Origin of the sequence: Prauserella sediminis (genome assembly GCF_014195435.1) — a bacterium.
GTDB lineage: Bacteria > Actinomycetota > Actinomycetes > Mycobacteriales > Pseudonocardiaceae > Prauserella > Prauserella salsuginis.
This window is the reverse complement of record NZ_JACIBS010000001.1, coordinates 3,756,253-3,776,225: the sequence shown is the minus strand read 5'-3', so window position 1 is coordinate 3,776,225 and position 19,973 is coordinate 3,756,253. Positions and strand designations below refer to the sequence as shown.

Annotated in this window: 17 protein-coding genes; 7 read left to right on the top strand and 10 right to left on the bottom strand. The window is 66.6% G+C overall.

Going from position 1 to position 19,973, the window contains the following annotated elements; all coding sequences use genetic code 11:
* Positions 1–189 precede the first annotated feature (189 nt).
* A complete protein-coding gene (locus FB384_RS17125; RefSeq protein ID WP_183784294.1) occupies positions 190–1,446 on the top strand; it encodes an NAD(P)/FAD-dependent oxidoreductase in 1,257 nt (418 codons plus the stop codon).
* A 57-nt stretch (positions 1,447–1,503) separates the two neighbouring features.
* Complete coding sequence (locus tag FB384_RS17120) at positions 1,504–1,890, top strand: RidA family protein (protein ID WP_183784293.1); 387 nt, start codon at positions 1,504–1,506, stop codon at positions 1,888–1,890.
* 51 nt (positions 1,891–1,941) lie between these two features.
* Here FB384_RS17120 and FB384_RS17115 read toward each other — a convergent pair whose 3' ends face one another.
* Entirely contained in the window at positions 1,942–3,366 is a 1,425-nt protein-coding gene (locus FB384_RS17115; protein ID WP_183784291.1) for an amidase, read from the bottom strand.
* The gene (locus FB384_RS17110) at positions 3,363–4,658 is read right to left on the bottom strand and encodes an Nramp family divalent metal transporter (protein ID WP_183784289.1); all 1,296 of its coding nucleotides are present in this window, start codon (positions 4,656–4,658) and stop codon (positions 3,363–3,365) included. Before FB384_RS17110 ends, FB384_RS17115 begins: the two co-directional genes overlap by 4 nt.
* Positions 4,659–4,793: 135 nt before the next feature.
* Between FB384_RS17110 and FB384_RS17105 the strand changes: the two genes are divergently transcribed.
* Positions 4,794–5,771 (top strand): Lrp/AsnC family transcriptional regulator, encoded by a 978-nt coding sequence (locus FB384_RS17105; protein ID WP_183784287.1) that lies wholly within the window; start codon positions 4,794–4,796, stop codon positions 5,769–5,771.
* Between the two features lie 259 nt (positions 5,772–6,030).
* Here FB384_RS17105 and FB384_RS17100 read toward each other — a convergent pair whose 3' ends face one another.
* The 4 genes from FB384_RS17100 to pdhA form a co-directional block, all read right to left on the bottom strand.
* Complete coding sequence (locus FB384_RS17100) at positions 6,031–6,201, bottom strand: hypothetical protein (protein ID WP_183784285.1); 171 nt, start codon at positions 6,199–6,201, stop codon at positions 6,031–6,033.
* A gap of 201 nt (positions 6,202–6,402) precedes the next feature.
* A complete protein-coding gene (locus FB384_RS17095) occupies positions 6,403–7,743 on the bottom strand; it encodes a dihydrolipoamide acetyltransferase family protein (protein WP_183784283.1) in 1,341 nt (446 codons plus the stop codon).
* A complete protein-coding gene (locus FB384_RS17090; RefSeq protein ID WP_183784281.1) occupies positions 7,740–8,726 on the bottom strand; it encodes an alpha-ketoacid dehydrogenase subunit beta in 987 nt (328 codons plus the stop codon). Before FB384_RS17090 ends, FB384_RS17095 begins: the two co-directional genes overlap by 4 nt.
* The gene (pdhA, locus tag FB384_RS17085) at positions 8,726–9,802 is read right to left on the bottom strand and encodes a pyruvate dehydrogenase (acetyl-transferring) E1 component subunit alpha (protein ID WP_183784279.1); all 1,077 of its coding nucleotides are present in this window, start codon (positions 9,800–9,802) and stop codon (positions 8,726–8,728) included. Before pdhA ends, FB384_RS17090 begins: the two co-directional genes overlap by 1 nt.
* 160 nt (positions 9,803–9,962) lie before the next feature.
* Here pdhA and FB384_RS17080 point away from each other — a divergent pair, with 160 nt between their 5' ends.
* Positions 9,963–10,415 (top strand): Lrp/AsnC family transcriptional regulator, encoded by a 453-nt coding sequence (locus FB384_RS17080; RefSeq protein ID WP_228726053.1) that lies wholly within the window; start codon positions 9,963–9,965, stop codon positions 10,413–10,415.
* Between the two features lie 119 nt (positions 10,416–10,534).
* Here the strand turns inward: FB384_RS17080 and FB384_RS17075 are convergent, their stop codons facing one another.
* Positions 10,535–11,068, bottom strand: a complete 534-nt coding sequence (locus FB384_RS17075) for a GbsR/MarR family transcriptional regulator (RefSeq protein WP_221212764.1) — start codon at positions 11,066–11,068, stop codon at positions 10,535–10,537.
* Positions 11,069–11,205: 137 nt separating this feature from the next.
* Here FB384_RS17075 and FB384_RS27330 point away from each other — a divergent pair, with 137 nt between their 5' ends.
* From FB384_RS27330 to FB384_RS17060, 3 genes are read left to right on the top strand one after another with little or no spacing between them, the layout of a single operon-like run.
* Positions 11,206–12,771 (top strand): GMC family oxidoreductase, encoded by a 1,566-nt coding sequence (locus tag FB384_RS27330; RefSeq protein ID WP_183784275.1) that lies wholly within the window; start codon positions 11,206–11,208, stop codon positions 12,769–12,771.
* A gap of 32 nt (positions 12,772–12,803) precedes the next feature.
* Positions 12,804–14,228: an aldehyde dehydrogenase family protein gene (locus tag FB384_RS17065; protein WP_183784273.1), complete on the top strand. Its 1,425-nt coding sequence runs from the start codon at positions 12,804–12,806 to the stop codon at positions 14,226–14,228.
* A complete protein-coding gene (locus FB384_RS17060) occupies positions 14,225–15,352 on the top strand; it encodes a M20 family metallopeptidase (protein WP_183784271.1) in 1,128 nt (375 codons plus the stop codon). Before FB384_RS17065 ends, FB384_RS17060 begins: the two co-directional genes overlap by 4 nt.
* A gap of 939 nt (positions 15,353–16,291) precedes the next feature.
* On the opposite strand, the gene FB384_RS17055 is transcribed toward FB384_RS17060, so the two are convergent.
* The 3 genes from FB384_RS17055 to FB384_RS17045 form a co-directional block, all read right to left on the bottom strand.
* Positions 16,292–17,659 (bottom strand): amidase family protein, encoded by a 1,368-nt coding sequence (locus FB384_RS17055; RefSeq protein WP_323985302.1) that lies wholly within the window; start codon positions 17,657–17,659, stop codon positions 16,292–16,294.
* A gap of 146 nt (positions 17,660–17,805) precedes the next feature.
* Positions 17,806–18,345: a nuclear transport factor 2 family protein gene (locus tag FB384_RS17050; protein WP_221212763.1), complete on the bottom strand. Its 540-nt coding sequence runs from the start codon at positions 18,343–18,345 to the stop codon at positions 17,806–17,808.
* A gap of 101 nt (positions 18,346–18,446) precedes the next feature.
* Positions 18,447–19,928 carry a sodium:solute symporter family protein gene (locus FB384_RS17045; protein WP_183784265.1) on the bottom strand — a complete coding sequence of 494 codons (1,482 nt, stop codon included), beginning with the start codon at positions 19,926–19,928 and terminating at the stop codon, positions 18,447–18,449.
* Positions 19,929–19,973 lie beyond the last annotated feature (45 nt).

The following is a 19,973-nucleotide window of genomic DNA, read 5'->3' as shown; positions in this document are numbered from 1 at the left end:
TCGAGGCCAGGTGCGTCGGTCGAGGCCACAGGGCGCCCGCCGTGCGTCGGATCCAGCCGTATTAGCGGCGAGGACCGTCGGCTTCGGTCCTGACCATTGATCAGGACAACGATCTGGAGCAGGTTGAGCGCATCCGGTCGGGACTAACGGTCGTCGAACCCTGACCACTCGTGGCATGGAGGTGGCCTGATGGCTGGTGCAGGAGTAAAGCGGCGCACTGCCTTGGTGGTTGGAGGCGGCATCGCCGGATTGTCAATCGCCCACTATCTCCTTCGCGAAGGAATCGGCGTGACCGTGGTCGACCGCGACACCGATGACGCGGCCTCGTGGGGAAACGCCGGGTACCTGACTCCTGGCTTCGCCGTTCCGCTACCCGAACCCGCAGCACTCCGGGCCGGACTGAAGGTCCTCTCACCGGCATCGCCGGTGCAGGTCTCGGGCATTCCCGACACGAACCTGCTTCGTTTTGCCACACGATTCTTGCCCCGGTGCTCACACCGCCGTTGGGACCATGCTCTCCGGGCGATCTCGCCCATCAACCGGATCGCTCTGCAGGCTCACGAGGAGCTGGACGCCACCGGTACGGCGGCGGCGGTCGTTCACCGGGATCCGATCCTCGTCGGGTTTCGTGACTCGGCGGACTTGAAGGCCAAGCTCACCGAGTTGCGGCATGTGGTGGCCAGCGGCATGCCAGTTCGGTCCGATGTTCTCACCGCAAGCGAGACTCGCTCGCTTGAGCCGACTTTGTCGGCGGAGGTCAGCTGCGGGATGCTCCTCCACGATCAGCGTTCGATCGATCCGCCGATGTTCCTCCGCTTGCTACGCAAGACCGTTCTCGACGAAGGCGGCCGGATCCTCGCTGGGCAAGATGTCGTCGCCTTGAACGTGTCAGGCCGCGGCGTGGCGGCGCGCAGCGCCGACGGCGCCGTCACCCAGGCCGACATCGCCGTGCTGGCATGTGGTGCCTGGCTGTCACCGCTCGCTCGGCAATTCGGTGTCAGGCAGCCCGTGCAGGCCGGGCGCGGATACAGCTTCCGGATGCCCCCCGAAGCCAACATGCCGACCCGCCCGACCTACCTGCCCACTCAACGGGTGGTCTGCACGCCACTGGCGGACGGCGCGACACGCGTGTCGGGGATCATGGAGTTCGCCCGCCCGAATCACCCCCAGAACCCGGACCGGTTCACCACCATCGCAGCAGCGGCCGACCCCATGCTCAGCACCGTGGACTGGACACTGCGGACCGAAGAGTGGTGTGGTTCCCGCCCGTGCACGGCCGACGGCCTACCGCTCGTCGGTGCCTCACACTCGGAGCGCGTCTTCGTGCACGGCGGGCACGGCATGTGGGGAATGACCCAGGGGCCTGCCACAGCGAAACTTCTTGCTCGGCAGATCGCCACCGGCAACCCGCCGAGCGAGCTCGCGGCGCTCAACCCCCTGCGCTGATCCCCGCCGCCCTGCACCAACCAATACACTCGCCACACGGAGAAGGAGACTCTGCCCATGAGCAAGCGTGGCCACCCCATCGACACCGTCGACGCACCGCAGATGCCTCACCTGTTCTCCCAAGCAGTCGTCCACCGAAGCACCGTCTACACCGCGGGTGTGGTCGGCCTGAACCCGTTCGACATGACGAGACCGGACGAGTTCTCCGCCGAGGTTGACCAGGTCATCAACAACCTGGCCGCAGTGCTGTCGGCAGCCGGGGCATCACTGGAAACGGTCGTCAAGACGACCTGTTTTCTGACCTCCCGTGAGCTTTACAGCGAGTTCAACGAGTGCTACGCCCGCCGCTTCGACCGGCCGTTACCGGCCCGCAGCGTCGTATTCTGCGAACTCGTCGCGAATCTTCGTGTCGAGATCGAAGTCGTCGCCGCGATTACCGAGTAGGAGCCAGCCAGCAATCTCGCGGGCTTGCCTACGCTGTCGCGGCACCGTGCGCTAGGACAGGCTGCCGCGACAGAACGCGGGGCGACGTGCGCCGAAATTGAACTGCTCCTCGATGGCCGCCGCGAGCGGGAACAATCGTTCCTCCCGGCGGTAAGGGCCGATGACTTGGAGTCCGACGGGTAACCCCGCCTCCGTGAAACCCCCTGGTACGGACAACGCAGGACTGCCAGTCGGCGAGATCAGGTATGCCGACTTCATCCAGTCCAAGTAGGTGTCCATCTCGACCCCGCCGACCGCGCGGGGATAGTCGAGTTCCACCGGAAAGGGAGCGATCTGGCTGGTAGGTGCAACGAGCAGATCGTACCTTTCGAAGAACTCCCTCATCCGGTGGAACAGCTCGGTTCTGCCAGCCTCGGCCCGTGCGATATCCGCACCGGACAGCGAGCGTCCGATTTCGACATTCCACCGGACACTGTCGCCGATCTGATCGGCGTGCCGTTCGACCAGACCGCCGAGACTTGCCGTCATATGCCAGGCTCGCAACGTGAGGAAGACATCGTCAGCCCCGGTCAAGTCGGGCTCGTCGAGCTCTACATGACAACCCAACCGGTCGGGAAGCTCCGACACTGTGGCCGTGAGCGCATCGACCACATCGCGATCGACCGGGATGCCGCCGATCGACGGCGCCCACGCGATCCGTAAGCCACGCACGGCCGATTCGTACTCGAATCGTGGGTTGTCGGTGTGGATACCGAGCGGACTACGCGGGTCGGGACCGGCCATCACACCGAGCAACAGCCGCAGGTCTTCCACGGTGCGGGCAAGCGGCCCCTTGACCGATATCTGGCCCCACGCCATTGAATCCGGCCATGTTGGCACCCGGCCCGCGCTCGGACGGAGTCCGACCACGTTGTTGAACGACGCCGGGTTACGCAGTGAGCCCCCTGTGTCGCTGCCATCCGCGATCGGGATCATCCCCGACGCCAAGGCAGCGGCGGCACCTCCGCTGCTGCCCCCTGCACTACGGTCGAGATCGTAGGGATTGCGGGTGGCACCGTAGACCGCATTGACGGTGTGCGAGCCGGCACCGAACTCGGGTACGTTCGTTCGGCCCACACTGATCGCGCCCGCAGCCCGGGTCCGCTCAACCACGATCTGAGTACGCTCCGGAACGTTGGAGGCGAGCAGTGTTGAACCGTGCGTCGTCCGCCACCCCGCCAGCTCGAGCGTGTCCTTGTGAGCGATCGGTAGGCCGTGGAGTGCTCCGAGCGGCCGGCCGGACATGACAATATCGTCCGCTTTTCGGGCCGCGTCGAGGGCCGCCTCGGCATCCACCGAAACGACCGCATTGACCTCGGCGTTGACCTGTTCGATGCGGTCGAGATGCAGAGTCACGAGTTCGGTCGCGGACACTTCCCGCCGCCGAACCGCCTCAGCCTGCCGTGTGGCCGTCCAGTAGTAAGGATCCTCACTCATCCGACAATCTCCATGATCTCGACAACGGCTAGCAGCGCGAACAGCGCGAGGGCGACTCCCTGAATCAAGTTGGTCACAGCGCCGTTGCGCAGCGGGCCATCGATATCGCGTCTGTTCATCCGGAACAGCAGGAACGCCGCCACAATTGGCATGATCAGCGAACCGACCGCCGCATAGGCCAACAACAGCGTGACCGGGCGGCCGGCGAACACCATCACGAGCGAGCTGACCAACATGCCCAGGACGAACAGCCGGAACACTCCGCTGCCCTCCACATCAGACACACTCACACCGCGGCGGCCACGCACTGTCCTCGCGGAGTCACTGAGCATGTGGGCAAGTCCGTTGAATCCACCGACCAGGGCACTGAAAGCGACAACAGTGAAGGTGAGAAGGAAAACCACCCGGGCCACGGCGCCAAGCTGCAGACCCATGGGCTCAGACAACGCACTCAAGCCTTCGGTACCACGGACAGAAGCCCCGGTACCGTAAACCAGAACCGTGCCGACGATCGTGGTGGCAACCACGAACACGAAGATCATCACGTAACTCAGGCCCGAATCGAAACGGATGACCGGCAACCAAGACGGATCGCGCCAACCCTTCTCCCGGACCCAATAGCCGTACGCGATAACGCCAGCGGTGCCACCGACCCCGCCGATCAAGGCAACGACGTCGACGAGTGAGCCGGCGGGCAGTTGCGGCACAAGCGAACCGGCGAAGCCGGCCCAGTCGTCGATGCTGGCCAAGGCGATCGCCGCGAGAGTTACCATCAAGCCGAATTTGAGGATCATGAAATACTTCATGATCGACTCGAAGGTGTCGTAACGGCCGAGAAGCACGATCGCTGCCGCGGCCACCGAGGCGGTGGCCGCGACCGGCACGAGCGGCAGGGTCGGTATCAAGGTCGTCAGCGCCAAGGCCGCGACCGACGACAAGCCTGCACCGTACAGCAACCCGATCACCAAGAAGACGACGAGCAACAGGCCGGCACCGACTCGGGAACGCTCTCCAATGTCGGCCAGGAACGTCCGCCCAGTGGCAAGGTAGTGGCGGCCCACTCCTTCCGTAAGAACGAACTTGATCAGAACGCCCAGTGCAGCGGCCCACAGCAGACCCATACCGAACTGGGCGGCTCCGTTGATCGAGGTGACCATGTCGGCAGCACCGACGCTCGCGGCTGCCAGCACGAGGCCCGGGCCGACGCGAGAGAAGCGTAACCGCATTCCCGGACGATCCGGACGAGAGAATTCGACGTCGCTCGGACGCGATGCATCTGACTTCTCGGCCATCGTTGCTCCTCCACGGTGAGGGCCTGGACGTCGCCGGCACGGTCTCGCACGACGGACGCCACTACGGTGTCCACCGGTGCCCTCGACAGCAAGAGCCGACCAGGCAACGCGTGGTGAGCGCCGTATACTTGGCGGATGTCCGAACGAACAGGATCTGCGAAGGCGAATTTCGACACCCTGGATCGCCGGATCGCTTGCGCACTCCAGATCGATGGTCGCGCTCCCTGGACCACGATCGCGCACGCACTCGGCGAATCGGAACGGACTGTGCTGCGGCGCGGCACTCAACTTCTCGACGCACGCATGGTCGTTGTAGCGGGCCGCCCCGCCGCCGCGACCATCACGCTCGTCGGGGTCCAGTGTGAGCCCGGGCGGGCGCGGACCACCGCGCACGCGCTCGCGCAACGACCGGATACCGTCATCGTTCACCTCGTCACCGGCGACCCTGACTGCGTCGCGGTGGTCAATGGCCGACCGGGTGAACTCGCCCGGCTCGTGCTCGATGACCTGCCGGGTATCCGTGGCATCAGCCGCACCACCAGCCAACCCGTGCTACGGCACGTACACAGCATCGCCGAGTGGCGGCCGGGCGAACTCACCGATGCCGAAGTCGCAGCGCTCCGGCGGGAGCGCCCTTGGGACGGCGCAACGCCCCACCGCGGAACGCAGTTACCAGACCGGGCGGACGAGCTGATCCTGCGCACCCTCGCCGACGACGGGCGCACCACCGTCGAAGAACTCGCCCGACTCACCGGCCTGTCCGACACAACAGTCCGCCGGAGAATCGAGGCACTGACACGCACCGGAGCGCTGACGATCCGCGCAGTTGTCGACCCGGCGCTGTTCGGGTATCCCGTGGAGGCCGTGCTGCGGCTGACCGTGCCCCCCAACTACATCGACGACGTGGCCGACGAGATAGCCCATTCCCCTCACACCCGATACGTGGCGATCACCATGGGAAACGAACAGATCTTCGTCCTTGCCGCCTTTCCCGACACACAAGCGTTGCAAGATTTCATCACGACCTCCCCCTGGGTCGAACGGGTCCGCAACCTGACCATGTCGCAGATCCTGGCTACGGCGAAGCGGGGCGGTGTCGTCACTCCGACGTAGTCGTCGTTGTGCGATCTTGGCGGGGCTCGAGTCGATCCACTCCCACCGCACCGCCGCATTCAGCACACCACTGATGATCGCGTGAATCTGCCTCACCGACGCCTGAGCCATCGGCCGACACTCATGGGGCTTGCACTTGGACTTCTTGCAGTCGTGCTCGTCGCCGGACTTGTGCTCGATGTACGGCAGACCGTCACAGCGGCGGCGGCACCGACGCAACTCCCGTGCAACGTCTCCAGGTTCCGCGCGCTCAGCTTGTTCACCGACATCTCACCGAGCGAGGGCGGATCCGGCGCTCGATGTAGCCCACGTACGCATGCCGCGTCGTCGACTCGGTGCCGCTACCGCGCAACCACTCGTCGATGGCATACGAGAACGACACGTTCGTACTCGGCACCCACTGCTTGTCGACCTGCGACTGCAGCTTCATCACGTCACGGTGGGTGCGAACGAGGCACGATACCCACCGTACGGGCAACCTCTTGCGAGTAGATGCATCGACACAGTCCCATCGGGCGCGACGCGCCTCACTCGTCACCGATGGATGCGTTCGATCACCACTACCGTCCCAGTCCTCGGTAGTGGCGTGGTCCACTGCTCACGAGCCGGCCGGGAGTCTCCAAGCCTGCACTCACAGCTCGGCCAGCGCGAACACCGGTGATTCGATGGCGTCGGCGACGAAGCGGAGGAATCCGCCCGCGGTGCCGCCGTCGCAGACGCGGTGGTCGAAAGCGAGTGACAGCTGCAGGATGCTGCGCGGTACGACATCGTCGCCGACGACCCATGGCCGGCGGATGATCCGTCCCATCCCGAGGATGGCCACCTCGGGATGGTTGATGATCGCCGCGCTGCCGTCCACGCCGAGCACGCCGTAGTTGTTCAGCGTGAAGGAGCTGGTGGTGAGCTCGTCGGGCTGCACCGTCCCGTCGCGGGCCGCTGTCGTGAGTCGCCGGATCTCGGTATCCAGTCCCCGCATACCGAGGCGGTGCGCGTTGCGGACGGCCGGGACCATCAGTCCGCGGTCGGTCTGTGCGGCCAACCCGAGATTGATCCCGTCGAAGTGGGTGATCTCCTGCCGCTCGGTGTCCACTCGCGAGTTCAGTTCCGGGAATCGGGTCAGGCCTGCGACGACGAAGCGCGCCACCATGGCGAGGATGCCCGGCGCCGGTTCCGGGTGGCCGAGTGTCCGGCGCAGTTCGAGCAGCTCCGTGGCGTCCACGTCCACCCACGTGGTCGCTTCCGGTATCTCGCTGCGGCTCCGGCTCAGCGTGTCTGCGACTGCCTTGCGTAGCCCGGTCAGCGGCACTCGCGCATGGATCGGGAGTCCTGTCCGGCCGTCGGTGTCCGCATCGACGCGTGCAGCGTGCGACGCTGCCGACAAGACCGACGGTTCGACCGGCCGGCCCGCTGCCTCGACGTCGCGGCGGGTGATCAGCCCGCCGCGACCGGTTCCGGCTACCGTGGTCAGATCGACGCCGCGCTCGCGGGCGAGCTTACGCACGATGGGCGATTGCACAGGTCGCCGCGGCGGGGCCGGTGCGGCCGTCGACGCCCGTGGGCCCGCATCAGCGGGAGCTGACGGTTGCGGCGCAGGTTCACGCTTCTTCGCGGTGCGGCGACGTCGTCCGGGGCCGTTGCCGGTGCCGTAGCCGATGAGCACATTGCCGGACCCGGCGCGCTCTTCCTCCACGTACCGGTCCGCGTCCGCCGAGTCGGCTTCGCCGACGGGGGACGAGACGTCGACCGTGATCAGCGGCTGGCCGACCTGTAGGTTCGCGCCCTCGTCGCCGTGCAGCTGCGTGATCCGGCCTTCGAAGGGTGAGGGAACCTCGACGGAGGCCTTCGCCGTCTCGACCTCCGCCACCGGGGCATCGACAGCGACGACGTCGCCCACCTTCACGAGCCACTGCAGCAGCGTCGCCTCGGTCAATCCCTCACCGAGGTCGGGCAAGGTGAACACTTCTTCGCTCACAGCTGCTCCTCCCACTGAAGCTCGTCGACCGCATCGAGAATCCGCGCGGTGTCCGGCAGGTGAAAATGCTCGAGTTTCGGCGCGGGATAGGGAATGTCGAAGCCGGTGACCCGCCGAACCGGCGCTTCCAGGTAGTGGAAGCAGCGCTCCGTCACGCGCGCCGCGATCTCCGAGGCGACCGACGCGAAGCCCGGCGCCTCGGCCACCACGACGGCTCGGCCCGTGTGCTTGACCTGCTCACACACGGTGTCGTCGTCGAACGGCACGATCGACCGCAGGTCCACGACACCGAGGTCACGTCCCTCGGTCGCCGCCTCCTCGGCTGCGGCGAGCGCGACAGGAACCGAGGGGCCGTAGGCGATCAGCGTGGCGTCCCGGCCCTTGCGCACCACGGCCGCGCGGCCGATCGTCGAATCGGCCGCGGCGAGATCGACCTCTTCGTTGCTGAAGTAGTGACGCTTCGGCTCCAGGTACACGACCGGGTCGGGCCACTCGATCGCGGCACGAAGCAGCGCGTAGGCATCGGTGTTGTCGGCCGGGGCGACGACCGTCAGGCCCGCGGTATGGGCGTAGTAGGCCTCCGACGAGTCGCAATGGTGCTCGACACCGCCGATCCCACCGGCATACGGAATCCGGATGACCATCGGCAGTCGGAGCTTGCCCCGCGTCCGATTGCCGAACTTCGCGACGTGACTGACGATCTGTTCGAACGCCGGGTAGGCGAAGGCGTCGAACTGCATCTCGACAACCGGACGCATGCCGTTCATGGCCATCCCGGCGGCCATCCCCACGATGCCCGACTCGGCAAGCGGAGTGTCGAAACAGCGGTCCTCACCGAAGTCGCGCGTCAGGCCCTCCGTCACGCGGAAGACACCACCCAGCGGACCGACATCCTCGCCGAACACGACCACCGACTCGTCCGCGGTCATGGCATCCCGCAACGCACTGTTGATCGCCTGCGCCATGGTCATCTTTGCGGTCATCACGCCTCCTCGACGTCGAACTCGCCCTGCAGCGCGGCCCGCTGCTGCACGAGCTGCTGGGTCGGGGTGGCGTAGACGTGCGCGAACAGCTCATCCGGGTCCGGGGCGACGTCAACGCCGAGCTCCTCCCGAACCCGGGCGGCCATGCGGTCGGCGTCGGCGGCGAACTCCGCCTCGATGTCGTCGTCGAGCGCACCCACCCCGCGTAGATAGGCAGACACGCGGGTGAGCGGGTCCCGCCCTGCCCACTCGTCGACCTCGTCAGTGGTCCGGTAGCGCGTCGCATCGTCGGCGTTGGTATGCGCCTCCACGCGGTAGGTATCGGCTTCGACGAGCGTCGGACCGCCTCCCCTGCGCGCCTGTTCGACCGCTTCACCGAGCACTGTGGACAGTGCACCGAGGTCGTTGCCGTCGACCCGCACACCCGGCATGCCGTAACCGACGGCCTTCGACGCCAAGGACGGTGCTACCGATTGGCGTGCGAGCGGGACGGAGATCGCGTACTTGTTGTTCTGCACGAAGAACACGACGGGTGAGGCGAACACGGCCGCGAAGTTGCAGGCCTCGTGGAAGTCACCTTCGCTCGTCGCCCCGTCGCCGCACAGCGCCATGACAACGGTGTCCTCACCCTTGAGCCGCGCCGCATGAGCCACCCCGACGGCGTGCAGCAACTGCGTAGCCAAGGGCGTGGCCTGCGGAGCCACACGATGCTGTGCCGGGTCGTAGCCGCAGTGCCAGTCGCCCTTCAGCATGCTGAGGACCTCGACCGGATCGACACCTCGCGTGGCGATCGCGACCGCGTCCCGATAGGTCGGGAACAACCAGTCGCCTTCGGACAGTGCCGTGACACAAGCGACCTGGCATGCCTCTTGGCCCCGCGACGACGGGTAGACGGCCAATCTGCCCTGCCGGACGAGCGCACCGGCTTGCTCGTTGAGCCTGCGGCCGTGTACGAGCTGACGGTACCCCGCCAACAGCGCATCCGAATCCGGCCGGTCAGCCCCGTCGACGAGATCGCCCGCTTCGTCCAGGATCCGCACCGTGGCCACCGCTGCGCCGAGCTCGTCGACACTCATTCCACTCCTCCACCGCGAGACAAACGTATCGAGAGCGTGGCAGCATGGCGTGCCAGATAGCTACAGACGACGACAAAGTTGAGATGGTCGTCTTTCATAGGCGGCACTGCCATGCCAATTGGCACACATCCCACTCAGCCGACCATGGGAAATGAGACCATTGGAAACCGACATCGATGAGACGGACCGCCGCATCGTCGCCGAACTACAAGCCGACGGCCGCCTGTCGGGCCGAGCGCTCGCCGAACGCGTCTCCATTTCCCGCGCCAACGCCTATACACGCCTCGAACGGCTCGTGCAGAACGGCGTCATCACGGGATTCACGGCCACCGTGGACCCGACGAAACTCGGACTGACCACCTCGGCCTACGTCACCCTGACCGTCCGACAGAACAGCTGGCGCGATCTCAAAGACCGGCTACGTGCCATCCCCGAGGTCCACCACATGGCACTGACCGGCGGCGAATTCGACGTGATCCTCCTGATCAGAGCAGCCGACAACGACGCACTCCGCCAGGTCGTACTCGAGCAACTGCAAGCCATCCCCGGCGTGCTCGGCACCCGCACCTTCCTCGTCTTCGAGGACGACACCAGCCACCGGCCAGCCGACTGAGTTCGCGTGAAGGAACGGCGGAACGGCCCTTTCCGCAGCTCGAATCCGGGAGTGTTGCAAGCCCGTTGCTGCCGTCGCAGCCGACGATGCAGGGTTGTCCGACCTCACCGCGCAGGTTCTCAGCCGTCTCCGCCCGCAGCGCGGTCTCGAGCAGCCACGTGGTCAGGGTCGCCGTGCTCGCGGAATGCCCTGTACTCGGCGAGGAGCGTTTCGAGGCGCTGGACCATGAAGGTGTAGAACTCGTGCATGTCGCGTAGACGTGCGCGCTGCCGCTCGGGCAGCGCCGCGTCGCGTGCCTGCGCGTTCTCCGCCAGCGCCAGCAGATCGGTCGTTCCCTCGATCTGGTGCTGCAAGCAGCCGATCCAGGCATCGTCGCGCCATTCGTACACGTACCGGCGAGACCCCGGTTCCTTGAAACGCCGGACGGTCCCGCTTAACACCAGCAGCCTCGTCGTCTCGGACATCGAGCCCTTGCTCGCATGAAGAGCGTCTTGGAGCTGCGTCATCGTCATGGGGCTCTCGCTGAGCATCAGCACCCCCGCGGCACGCCCGGCCATCGGCGGCCAGCCCATTGCGCGCCCGATGTACAGGCCGAAGTCGTCGATCAGAGAGTTGGCATCGTCGGGAGGACCGTCGCCGGCACGGCTGGACACCACCGAAACTCCAATCGGTCAATCAGAAATGAAAATTCACTATTGACTGAACGTGACTCGGGGGACAACTATACGGTCCAGCAACGGTCCGGAGATCCCCGGGCTCGTACTCCTGATCCGAACACAGGAGGTTCACCGTGACAGACCCGGGCTGGGACATCATCGTCGTAGGAGCGGGCTCCGCGGGCGCGGCCCTCGCCGCTCGCTCGGCCGAACGCGGCAAGCGCGTCCTGCTCCTGGAGGCCGGCCCCGACTATCGGACCGCGCAGATGCCTGAGGCGTGGCGGTCACCCAACCCCGCCCGCGCGCTGATGGATCCCACCGCCGTGGCGGGCCTGGTCTGGGAGGGCGTCAACTCGGCTCGGACGGACAAACAGCCCCAGGCACCGTACTGGCGCGGCCGGGGCGCGGGCGGCAGTTCGTCGATCAACGGGCAGATCGCCATTCGCCCGCCGATGGAAGACTTCGAGGACTGGGCCGCCGCCGGATGCGCCGGCTGGTCACCCGAGGACGTCCTGCCCTACTTCGCCAAGCTCGAGGACGACGAGGAGTTCGGCGACGAGCCCTACCACGGGCGCGGCGGACCGACGCCGATCTTCCGGACGCCGCAGGAACAGTGGGGCGGGGTGGACGGCGCACTGTCAGCGGCCGCCCAGGCCGCCGGGCACCCCTGGGCGCCGGACGTGAACGCGCCCGGTGCGGCCGGGGTCTCGCCATACCCGATCAACTCGCGCGGCGGCCGCCGGGTCACGGTCAACGACGGCTATCTCGAACCGGTTCGGTCGCTGACCGGGCTCACCGTCCGCGGCGACGCGCTGGTCGACCGGGTCGTCGTCGAGGGCGGCCGGGCCGTCGGCGTCCGCGTGATCACCGGCGGCGCGGCGACGACCGAGTACGCGGACGAGGTCGTGCTCAGCGCCGGCGTGGTCCACTCACCGGCGATTCTGTTGCGCTCGGGCATCGGCCCGGCTGCGGACCTGCACCGTCTCGGCCTCGCGGTCGTGGCGGACCTCCCGGTCGGCCGCGGTATGCAGGACCATCCGATGGTGGTCATCGGGCTGCCGCTGACCACGGAGGCCGCGATCAAGACCGACGACGACCGCCACACCAACGTCTGTGTCCGCTACAGCAGCGGTGCGCCCGGCGCCGCCCCTCACGACATGATGTTGGTGTCGCTGAACATGAACGTGCTGTCCATGGCCAGTGCTGACACGCGGTCGCCGATGGGCGGCTTCGGGGTGTGGCTGAACCACAACCACTCGCGCGGAGTGCTGTCGCTGACCTCCACCGACCCTCAGGCTCAGCCCGAAATCCGGGAGCGGATGCTGTCGGACGACCGCGACCTCGCGCGACTGCGTAACGGTGTCCGCACCCTGGTGGAGATGGCCCGCAGCCCTGAGGCGGCGACCGTCGTCGACGGGTCGGTCGAGGACGCCAACAGCGACCTGTTCGCGGTGCTGGACAACGATGCCGAACTCGACGACCACCTGCTGGCGACCGCGGTGGACGCCCAGCACGGCACCAGCACGTGCCGAATGGGGGCGGCCGACGACGACTCCGCGGTGGTCGACCCCTCCTGCCGCATACGCGGGGTCGAGGGCCTTCGCGTGGTTGACGCATCGATCTTCCCGTCCGTCCCGCGGGCCAACACCAACGTCGCATCGATCATGCTCGGCGAACTGATGGCCGACCGTCTCGACTGACCGTCCGCCGCCCCGGCGAAGGAGCACACCCTGTGAAAACCCTGCAGAACCTGATCGGCGGACACTGGCAAGACACCCGCGGCGAGGCGTTCCACGACGTGATCGACCCCGCCACCGAGGAGATCACGGCCCGTTGCCCCAGCGGATCACCTGAGGACGTCCGTCAGGCAATGGGAGCGGCCGTCGAAGCACAGCCCGCCTGGGCGGTGCTACCCGTCGCGGAGCGTGTAGCGCGGTTGACGAGGTGGGCGGACGCCGTCGCCGAGCAAGCATCCGAGCTGGCGGAGATCGAGTGTCGCGAGATGGGCAAACCCGTCTCCCTCGGCACCGGCTTCATCGGCGCCGCCGCACAGCTGTTCAAGACCACCGTCGCCGAAGCCCTGGACTACCCGTTCGACAAGACGGTCGCCGGTCCGGACGGGAGCAGCACCACCCTCCTGCGCCATCCGCTCGGAGCCGCCGCCGTCATCGTCCCCTGGAACTTCCCGGTACCCATGACGCTCGGCGCGATCGGCCCTCTGCTTGCCGCGGGCAACACCGTCGTGCTCAAGCCGTCCGAGCGGTCGCCGATGTCGGCGGCGCGGCTGCTGGAACTGGCCGATCTGCCACCCGGGACGGTCAACCTCGTGCACGGCGACTCCCGGGCCGGTGTGCCGCTAGTCGCCGACGAGCGGATCGGGCTGGTGCACTTCACCGGCTCGGTCGAGGCGGGCCGGGCGGTCGGCCGGGAAAGCGGAGCTCTGCTGCGCCGCTCGATCCTCGAACTCGGCGGTAAGGACCCCGTCGTCGTCGACGCGGGCGTCGACCCGGCCGCGACCGCCGCGGCGGTCGCCTTCGGCGCGTTCGCCAACTCCGGCCAGATCTGCACGTCCATGGAACGCATCTACGTGCACCGCGACATCGCCGAGGAATTCATCGACGCCCTCGTCGACGTCGCGGGAACGTACACCCTCGGAGACGGACGCGACGAGACCACCGTTCTGGGCCCGCTGGTGGACCAGCGGCAACGCGACATCGTCGCACGCCACGTCGCCGACGCGGTCGAACGCGGCGCGACCGTCCGCACTGGCGGGAAGGAGCGGGGTGGCAAGGGCTTCTTCTACCCCGCCACCGTCCTCACGGACGTGGACGACTCCATGCTGGTCATGAACGAGGAGACCTTCGGCCCCCTCGCCCCGGTAATGGTTGTGTCCTCCTTCGAGGAAGGACTGGCAGAAGCGGCCAAGACGCGCTTGGGGCTCGCCGCCACGGTGTACACCGCCGACCCCGAGCACATGGTCGCCGCGCGACGCATCCCCGCCGGGGTCGTATGGGTAAACCAGTGGCAGGGCGGGGGCCCCGAGAGGCTGTACGAGCCGGCCGGCGACAGCGGCATGGGCGCCACCGGCTCCCGAGCCGCCTACGACGCGGCCACCCGCCCAGCTTCCATCCACACTGCACCGACGGAGGACGCATGACGGCCGACGCCAAGCAGTACGCCGCCGATGCGGTCGGCGCTCGGCGCGACCGGCTGATCGAGCTTTCCCATCGCATCCACACCCACCCAGAACTCGCATTCGAGGAAGAGCGGGCGAGCGCGTGGGTGGCGGAGGCTCTCACCGTGGCCGGGTTCGAGGTCGAGCACGGCTGCTATGGCCTTCCTACCGCTGTCCGTGCGACCGCCGGAACGGGGCCGCTGCACATCGGGATCTGCGCCGAGTACGACGCACTCCCCGATATGGGCCACGCCTGCGGCCACAACATCATCGCCGCGGCTGCCGTCGGGGCCGGAGCGGCGCTCGCCGGTCTTGCCGACGACCTGGGGTTGACGGTGACCGTCCTCGGCACCCCGGCGGAGGAGGGCGGTGGAGGCAAGATCCTCATGCTCGAACGCGGAGCATTCGAGGGAATGGACGCGGCAATGATGGTCCATCCCGGCGCAGTGGAGATGGCCGCGATGCCCGGCCTTGCCGTCTCGCAATTCGAGGTCGCCTACCGCGGAAAAACCGCACATGCGGGGGCGTATCCGCAGCACGGCGTCAACGCCGCCGATGCGATGACCGTCGCGCAGGTCGCAGTGGGACTTCTGCGCCAACAGACTGGTCCGGACGACCGCATCGCCGGCATCGTCACGGAGGCCGGCACTGCGGCGAACATCATCCCGGACGCAAGCCGCGGAGGGTGGATAGTCCGATCGTCCACACTGGAGTGCCTCTCCCGACTCAAGCAGCGCGTGCAGAACTGTTTCGATGCCGGGGCACTGGCTACCGGATGTGAACTGACCACCACACCGATCTCCCTCGACTACGCCGACCTGCGGCCCGACGCGACCATGCTCGATATGTACCGGGCCAACGCCGAGGCGCTCGGGCGTGTCTTCCCGGACCTGTCCGGCGGCTCGCCGGGCGGCGCAGCAACCGACATGGGCAATGTCTCCCACGTCGTGCCCACTATCCACCCGATGCTGGGGCTGGACTGCCTGCCCGCAGTGAACCATCAACCCGAGTTCACTGCGGCCTGCATCACCCAGGCCGCCGACAAGGCTGTGCTCGACGGCGCCACCGCGATGGCATGGACGGCGATCGACCTCGCCCGCGCCTGATACATCAGAAAGGCCCTTACGCGTTCCACCCCCGACCTGGATATGTCCCAGCGCGATCTCTGTCCTGACCAAGAAGCGTCCGCAGCGCCTTGAGCGGCGCACGGCTCGTTCTGTGAGCGTCAGGAACCTTCGGCAACGACTCCAGATCTTGTCGCGCGGCGAGCGGACAGAGGATCTGCGGCTGGTTATCGGACGAGGCCGGAGGATAGCGCCTGGTGATTCGTTCGGCGCGATACGTCGCCCCAGCATGCACAGTTGGCATCTTGAGTGCGACCGGCAACCGGCAGGACCCCGCTGCCCGGCACGGCACCACACCGACGGCGGACGGTAACAGGAAAGACGACATTCGGCTTCGCACCATCTGGAATGCCCCATCCGCTCGGAGACAGTTCACCACTGTCGAGCTGAGCAGAGTGATCTGTACCCGACCTCCCGGCTGCCAACCCAAGGAAGTGAAGGCCACGCCCGACGCTGCGCGTCGAATCCCTTGTATTGCGAGCGCTGTACGGGATCGATTCCCTTCGTTTTGCCTGGTAGTGGGCCGGGTCGGACTTGAACCGACGGCCAAAGGATTATGAGGCACCCGGCAGCCGTCGCACAGCGCTCCTACCAGCTGAAACGATCGCACGGGACGTCACGATGGGTGCGAATGAGGCACCATGAGGAACCGTTTCGCACCCAAACTCGCACCCACTAAACACACTCGAGCCAGACAATCAGGAGCGGCACAAACACCCGACATGGACGCGGCGGCCTTCATCCGCTGTCCGTAGACGGTCTTCATCCACGAGGCATACGGACTTGTTCTGGTTGGTTCGACAACACCTGCACCGAGACACGCGGGAAGACTCTCGGCGTTGCGCCTTGACCGGGACCCTAGCCATCGGTCGGCCCGTGTCCTTGGCCTATCTCCGACGAGTATGAGTTCCGGCGGGTCCTTCATCCGGGGCTCCCCGGTCTCGTCCCGAGCTCTCGCTCGCACACGGCGGCGATGTGCACCAGCGCGGCCTCGTCGAACATGTGCCCGGTGAGCATGACGCCTACTGGCAGGCCGTGCGATTCTGCTATCGGCATCGACAGCGAGGGGTGCCCGGTGAGGTTAGCCGCTGCGGTGTTGGCCAGCACCGACCATCCGCGCAGGACCCGCTCCGAGTTACTGAGTGTTCGGTCGACGGCATGTGGGAGTCCCGGCGTTGTCGGACAGATGAGGGCATCGACACCGTCAAGGGCGCGCTCATATCCGGCGACGAGCGATCGGCGCGCGTTCTGGGCTTGCGCGTACCATTCGCCTCGGAATGAACCACGGAGATGCGAACCGGCTATCAGCGCCGCCTTGGCGGCCGGTCCCAGTCGAGCCGCACCGGCCCACCCGCGCGCGATCGCCGCCGCCAGCTCGGGCCAGTACTTTCCGCGCCACTGGTAGCCGTTGCCACCGGCCGCGAGCAGGGCCGACATCCCCTCCACCGATGTGCCGAACATGATGGCACCGGCAGTCGAGTGCTCGGGCAGGTCCACGGGCACGATCTCAGCCCCGAGGCCGACCAGCGCCTTCACGACCCCGTCCATGGCTCGTCGCACTGACGGCTCGACGCCGTGAGCCTCTGAGCTGCACTGCGTCAATAGGCCGAGGCGGATGCCGCGAAGGTCGGTGGGCGGTGCCGTCGCTGCTTCGCTGCATACCTCCGGCTCCGACATGTCCGGTTGGCGCGGATCATGACCATCGGGACCGGAAATGGCGTCCAAGACGGCGGCGAGGTCGGTAATCGTGCGTGCCAAGGGACCCACATGGTCGATCGTGTGGTCCACGCCGAGCGTTCCCGTCGCAGGCACGAGCCCCGCCGTGGGTTTGAGGCCATACACGCCGCACCAGGCCGCCGGCACACGAACCGAACCGCCCTGATCCGCGCCGATGGCGACCTGGACGTCGTCATAGTGCAAGGATGCCGCTGCCCCTGCCGAGGACCCTCCTGCGGTCCGACTGCGGTCGAACGGGTTGAGTACTGCCCCACCCAGGCCGGTGTCTCCGCCTGCCGCCAGGCCGAGCTCGTCCATCCTGCCCATACCGACGATGAGAGCACCCGAGGCCCGCAAGCGTTCGACGACCGTGCTGTCCTCGCGCGGACAGAAGTCGGCGAGAAGTTCCGAGCCTGCTGTCATCGGCAGTCCGGAAACGGCGATGCAGTCCTTGACCACGGCGGTGAAGCCGTCGAGGCTCCCGTCCGACGTCGGCGCGACGTCGGACCAGACAGTAATCGCGTTGAGAGGGTCGTCCTCCTCGCTCGGAGCCTTCGTCGCACGGACGGGCACGCGTCCCGCTTCTTCGGCGGGGACCTCGCCGATGGCCCTGAGGATCTCACCGAGGAGGATCCGGATCTGCGGGAGTTCCGCATCCGTCACCGGCAGCCCGAGCGACTCGGCGTGTTCCGACAGTTTGACGAGATTCGTCCATGGGCTCACCTCTGTGCCCGTCCGGCCGCTACGTCTTCGGGGGCACCGGTTCGGTTGGGCTGCCGGACCCAGCCCTGCCGCCAATCCGAGATGTGCTGCATCTGGACGTCGATCGAGTAGAAGTACCACTGGCCGTCGATCTTGCGGAAGTCGTTGGTGTACCAGGCAGTCATGAACACCGATTCCAGGCCCTCGCTCCCGTCAGCCTTGGCCATCGTCGAGAACTCGAGCAGGTCCCAGCGGCCTGTGGCACTCAACCCGTCGTCGCTGACGTCGACGACCGGGTTGTCCATGAAGTGCGCGGCCCAGGGCATCGTGCTCGTGACACCCGAGAAGTGCTTGTGAATGGCCTCCAGTCCGTGGTGCTCGCCGAAGATGTTGCTCTTCCAGACAACCCCCTCGTCGTCCTGCGGGACGAAGAGCGCGATGAGCGCGTCCGGATCGGCGCCCAGATCGCAGGTGCGGGCGTAGACGTTCTGGAGCCGTTTGATCGCCTCGATGTCTTCGAGCCGCCGGATCCGCGCCTCGAGATCGGTGTTGGTCATGCTCATGCCCTTCCTGTGTTCATTGATTAGGTCTTGCTCCTCACGACGGCTGTGCGCTCATCGGAGGCCGTGTGCCGCCGCCGATTCGCCGTTCCAGGCGGTCACACGTGCGCCATGTCCTTCTCCCCACCGCGCTCCCCCTCGGAGCGACCATGAACCCTGAGGAAGAAGTCCTCCACTTCAGCGGGCACCTGCTTCGGGCCGGCCAAGGTGACCACGATGCCGACGACCACGCTGATCGCGAACCCGATGGGGCTGATGAGGTGGTACGGGAAACCCACCACGAGTCCGATGGTCACGTAGATGGCGCCGCTGACCATCGCGGCGAGGGCGGCGTTGGTGGTGAACCGCTTCCAATAGAGGCCCGCCAAGATCGGGACCGCGAGCAGCGACGAGTACACCGAGATGTAGGTCAGGACCAGCATGATGTTGCCGACGATCGTCAGGGCCACGACCAGTGTCGAGAGGCCCAGCGCAAGGAAGACCCCGCGGCCGACCTTGACGTAGAAGCCCTCGGACCGGCCCGGCACGATGTAGCGGCGGGCGATGTCGTTCGTCGCGATGGACACCGCGCTGTTCCAGATCGCGATCATCGTGCTCGTGCCGACGAGCAGCAGCATGACGAGGATCAACCCCTGCAGCAGCGAGGGAGCGTAGTCGACGACCAGCCGGGGCAAGGCCTCTTCGGGACTCTTCAAATCCGGCACGAGCACCCGGGCCATCATCGTGGTCCCGGCCACCAGCCCGTACAGCAACGTGATGAGCACGGTGTTGATGACCATGGCGGTGCGTGCGACCTTCGCACTGCGCGCCGAGAACATCCGCTGGCCGTACCAGGGGGCCGCGATGTACGACATGATGTTCTGGAATCCCCAGGTCAGCACAGCCGCGAAGCCATACGCCTCCAGGTCCCACACGGGACTGAACGACAGGTACTGCGGATCGAAGACATTCGACAGTCCGGACAACCCATCGGCCTGGGTCCAGCCGATGACGAACACCACCGGGATGAAGACGAGGATCATCACGTAGGCGACGACGTCGAACGAGATCGCGGTCATGAAACCGCCGCCCAGCGCGAGCACCAGACAGAACAGGACGAGCCCTACGACCGTGACTTTGGGGTCGATACCCAGCAGGACCGTGGTGATCACCGACAGTCCCGCGAGATAGATCGGTGGCAACATCCACGTCAGCGTCAAGGTAATCGCGCTGGCTACCGCCCGCGTCGCCTCGCCGCGCGGTCCGTGGAACCGCCGCTCGAAGAACTCCGCGATGGTCGAGATGCGGAGACGTCGGTAGGGCTGCGCGACCGTGACCGCGTAGATACCGAAGACGAAGATGAAGATCAGCGAGGTGTAGTACAGCCCGACCGTGCCATACATGTAGGCGACCGACGCGCCGCCGATGAGCGTCGCGGTGTTGAACTCCGCCGCGCCCAATGTGCAGACCATCGGGAACAGTCCGGTCTTCCGGCCGGCGAGATTGAAATCCTCGTAGGTCCTCGTCCGTCTCCAGGACCGGTAGGCCAGGTAGGCGAGGATCGCCGCGAAGACTGTCAGGATCACTTGTTTCTCGAGCATGTTCGGTTCCTTCAGGGCTCGGTGCGGAGCAGAGTGGGGCGGCCC

Bases quoted from the DNA above. Each gene is read 5' to 3' on its own strand.
- FB384_RS17105 (WP_183784287.1), top strand. From the start codon at position 4,794: ATGTCCGAACGAACAGGATCTGCGAAGGCGAATTTCGACACCCTGGAT.
- FB384_RS17110 (WP_183784289.1), bottom strand. From the start codon at position 4,658: ATGGCCGAGAAGTCAGATGCATCGCGTCCGAGCGACGTCGAATTCTCT.
- FB384_RS17120 (WP_183784293.1), top strand. From the start codon at position 1,504: ATGAGCAAGCGTGGCCACCCCATCGACACCGTCGACGCACCGCAGATG.
- FB384_RS17115 (WP_183784291.1), bottom strand. From the start codon at position 3,366: ATGAGTGAGGATCCTTACTACTGGACGGCCACACGGCAGGCTGAGGCG.
- FB384_RS17045 (WP_183784265.1), bottom strand. From the start codon at position 19,928: ATGCTCGAGAAACAAGTGATCCTGACAGTCTTCGCGGCGATCCTCGCC.
- FB384_RS17050 (WP_221212763.1), bottom strand. From the start codon at position 18,345: ATGACCAACACCGATCTCGAGGCGCGGATCCGGCGGCTCGAAGACATC.
- FB384_RS17060 (WP_183784271.1), top strand. From the start codon at position 14,225: ATGACGGCCGACGCCAAGCAGTACGCCGCCGATGCGGTCGGCGCTCGG.
- FB384_RS17100 (WP_183784285.1), bottom strand. From the start codon at position 6,201: ATGAAGCTGCAGTCGCAGGTCGACAAGCAGTGGGTGCCGAGTACGAAC.
- FB384_RS17090 (WP_183784281.1), bottom strand. From the start codon at position 8,726: ATGACCGCAAAGATGACCATGGCGCAGGCGATCAACAGTGCGTTGCGG.
- pdhA (WP_183784279.1), bottom strand. From the start codon at position 9,802: ATGAGTGTCGACGAGCTCGGCGCAGCGGTGGCCACGGTGCGGATCCTG.
- FB384_RS17125 (WP_183784294.1), top strand. From the start codon at position 190: ATGGCTGGTGCAGGAGTAAAGCGGCGCACTGCCTTGGTGGTTGGAGGC.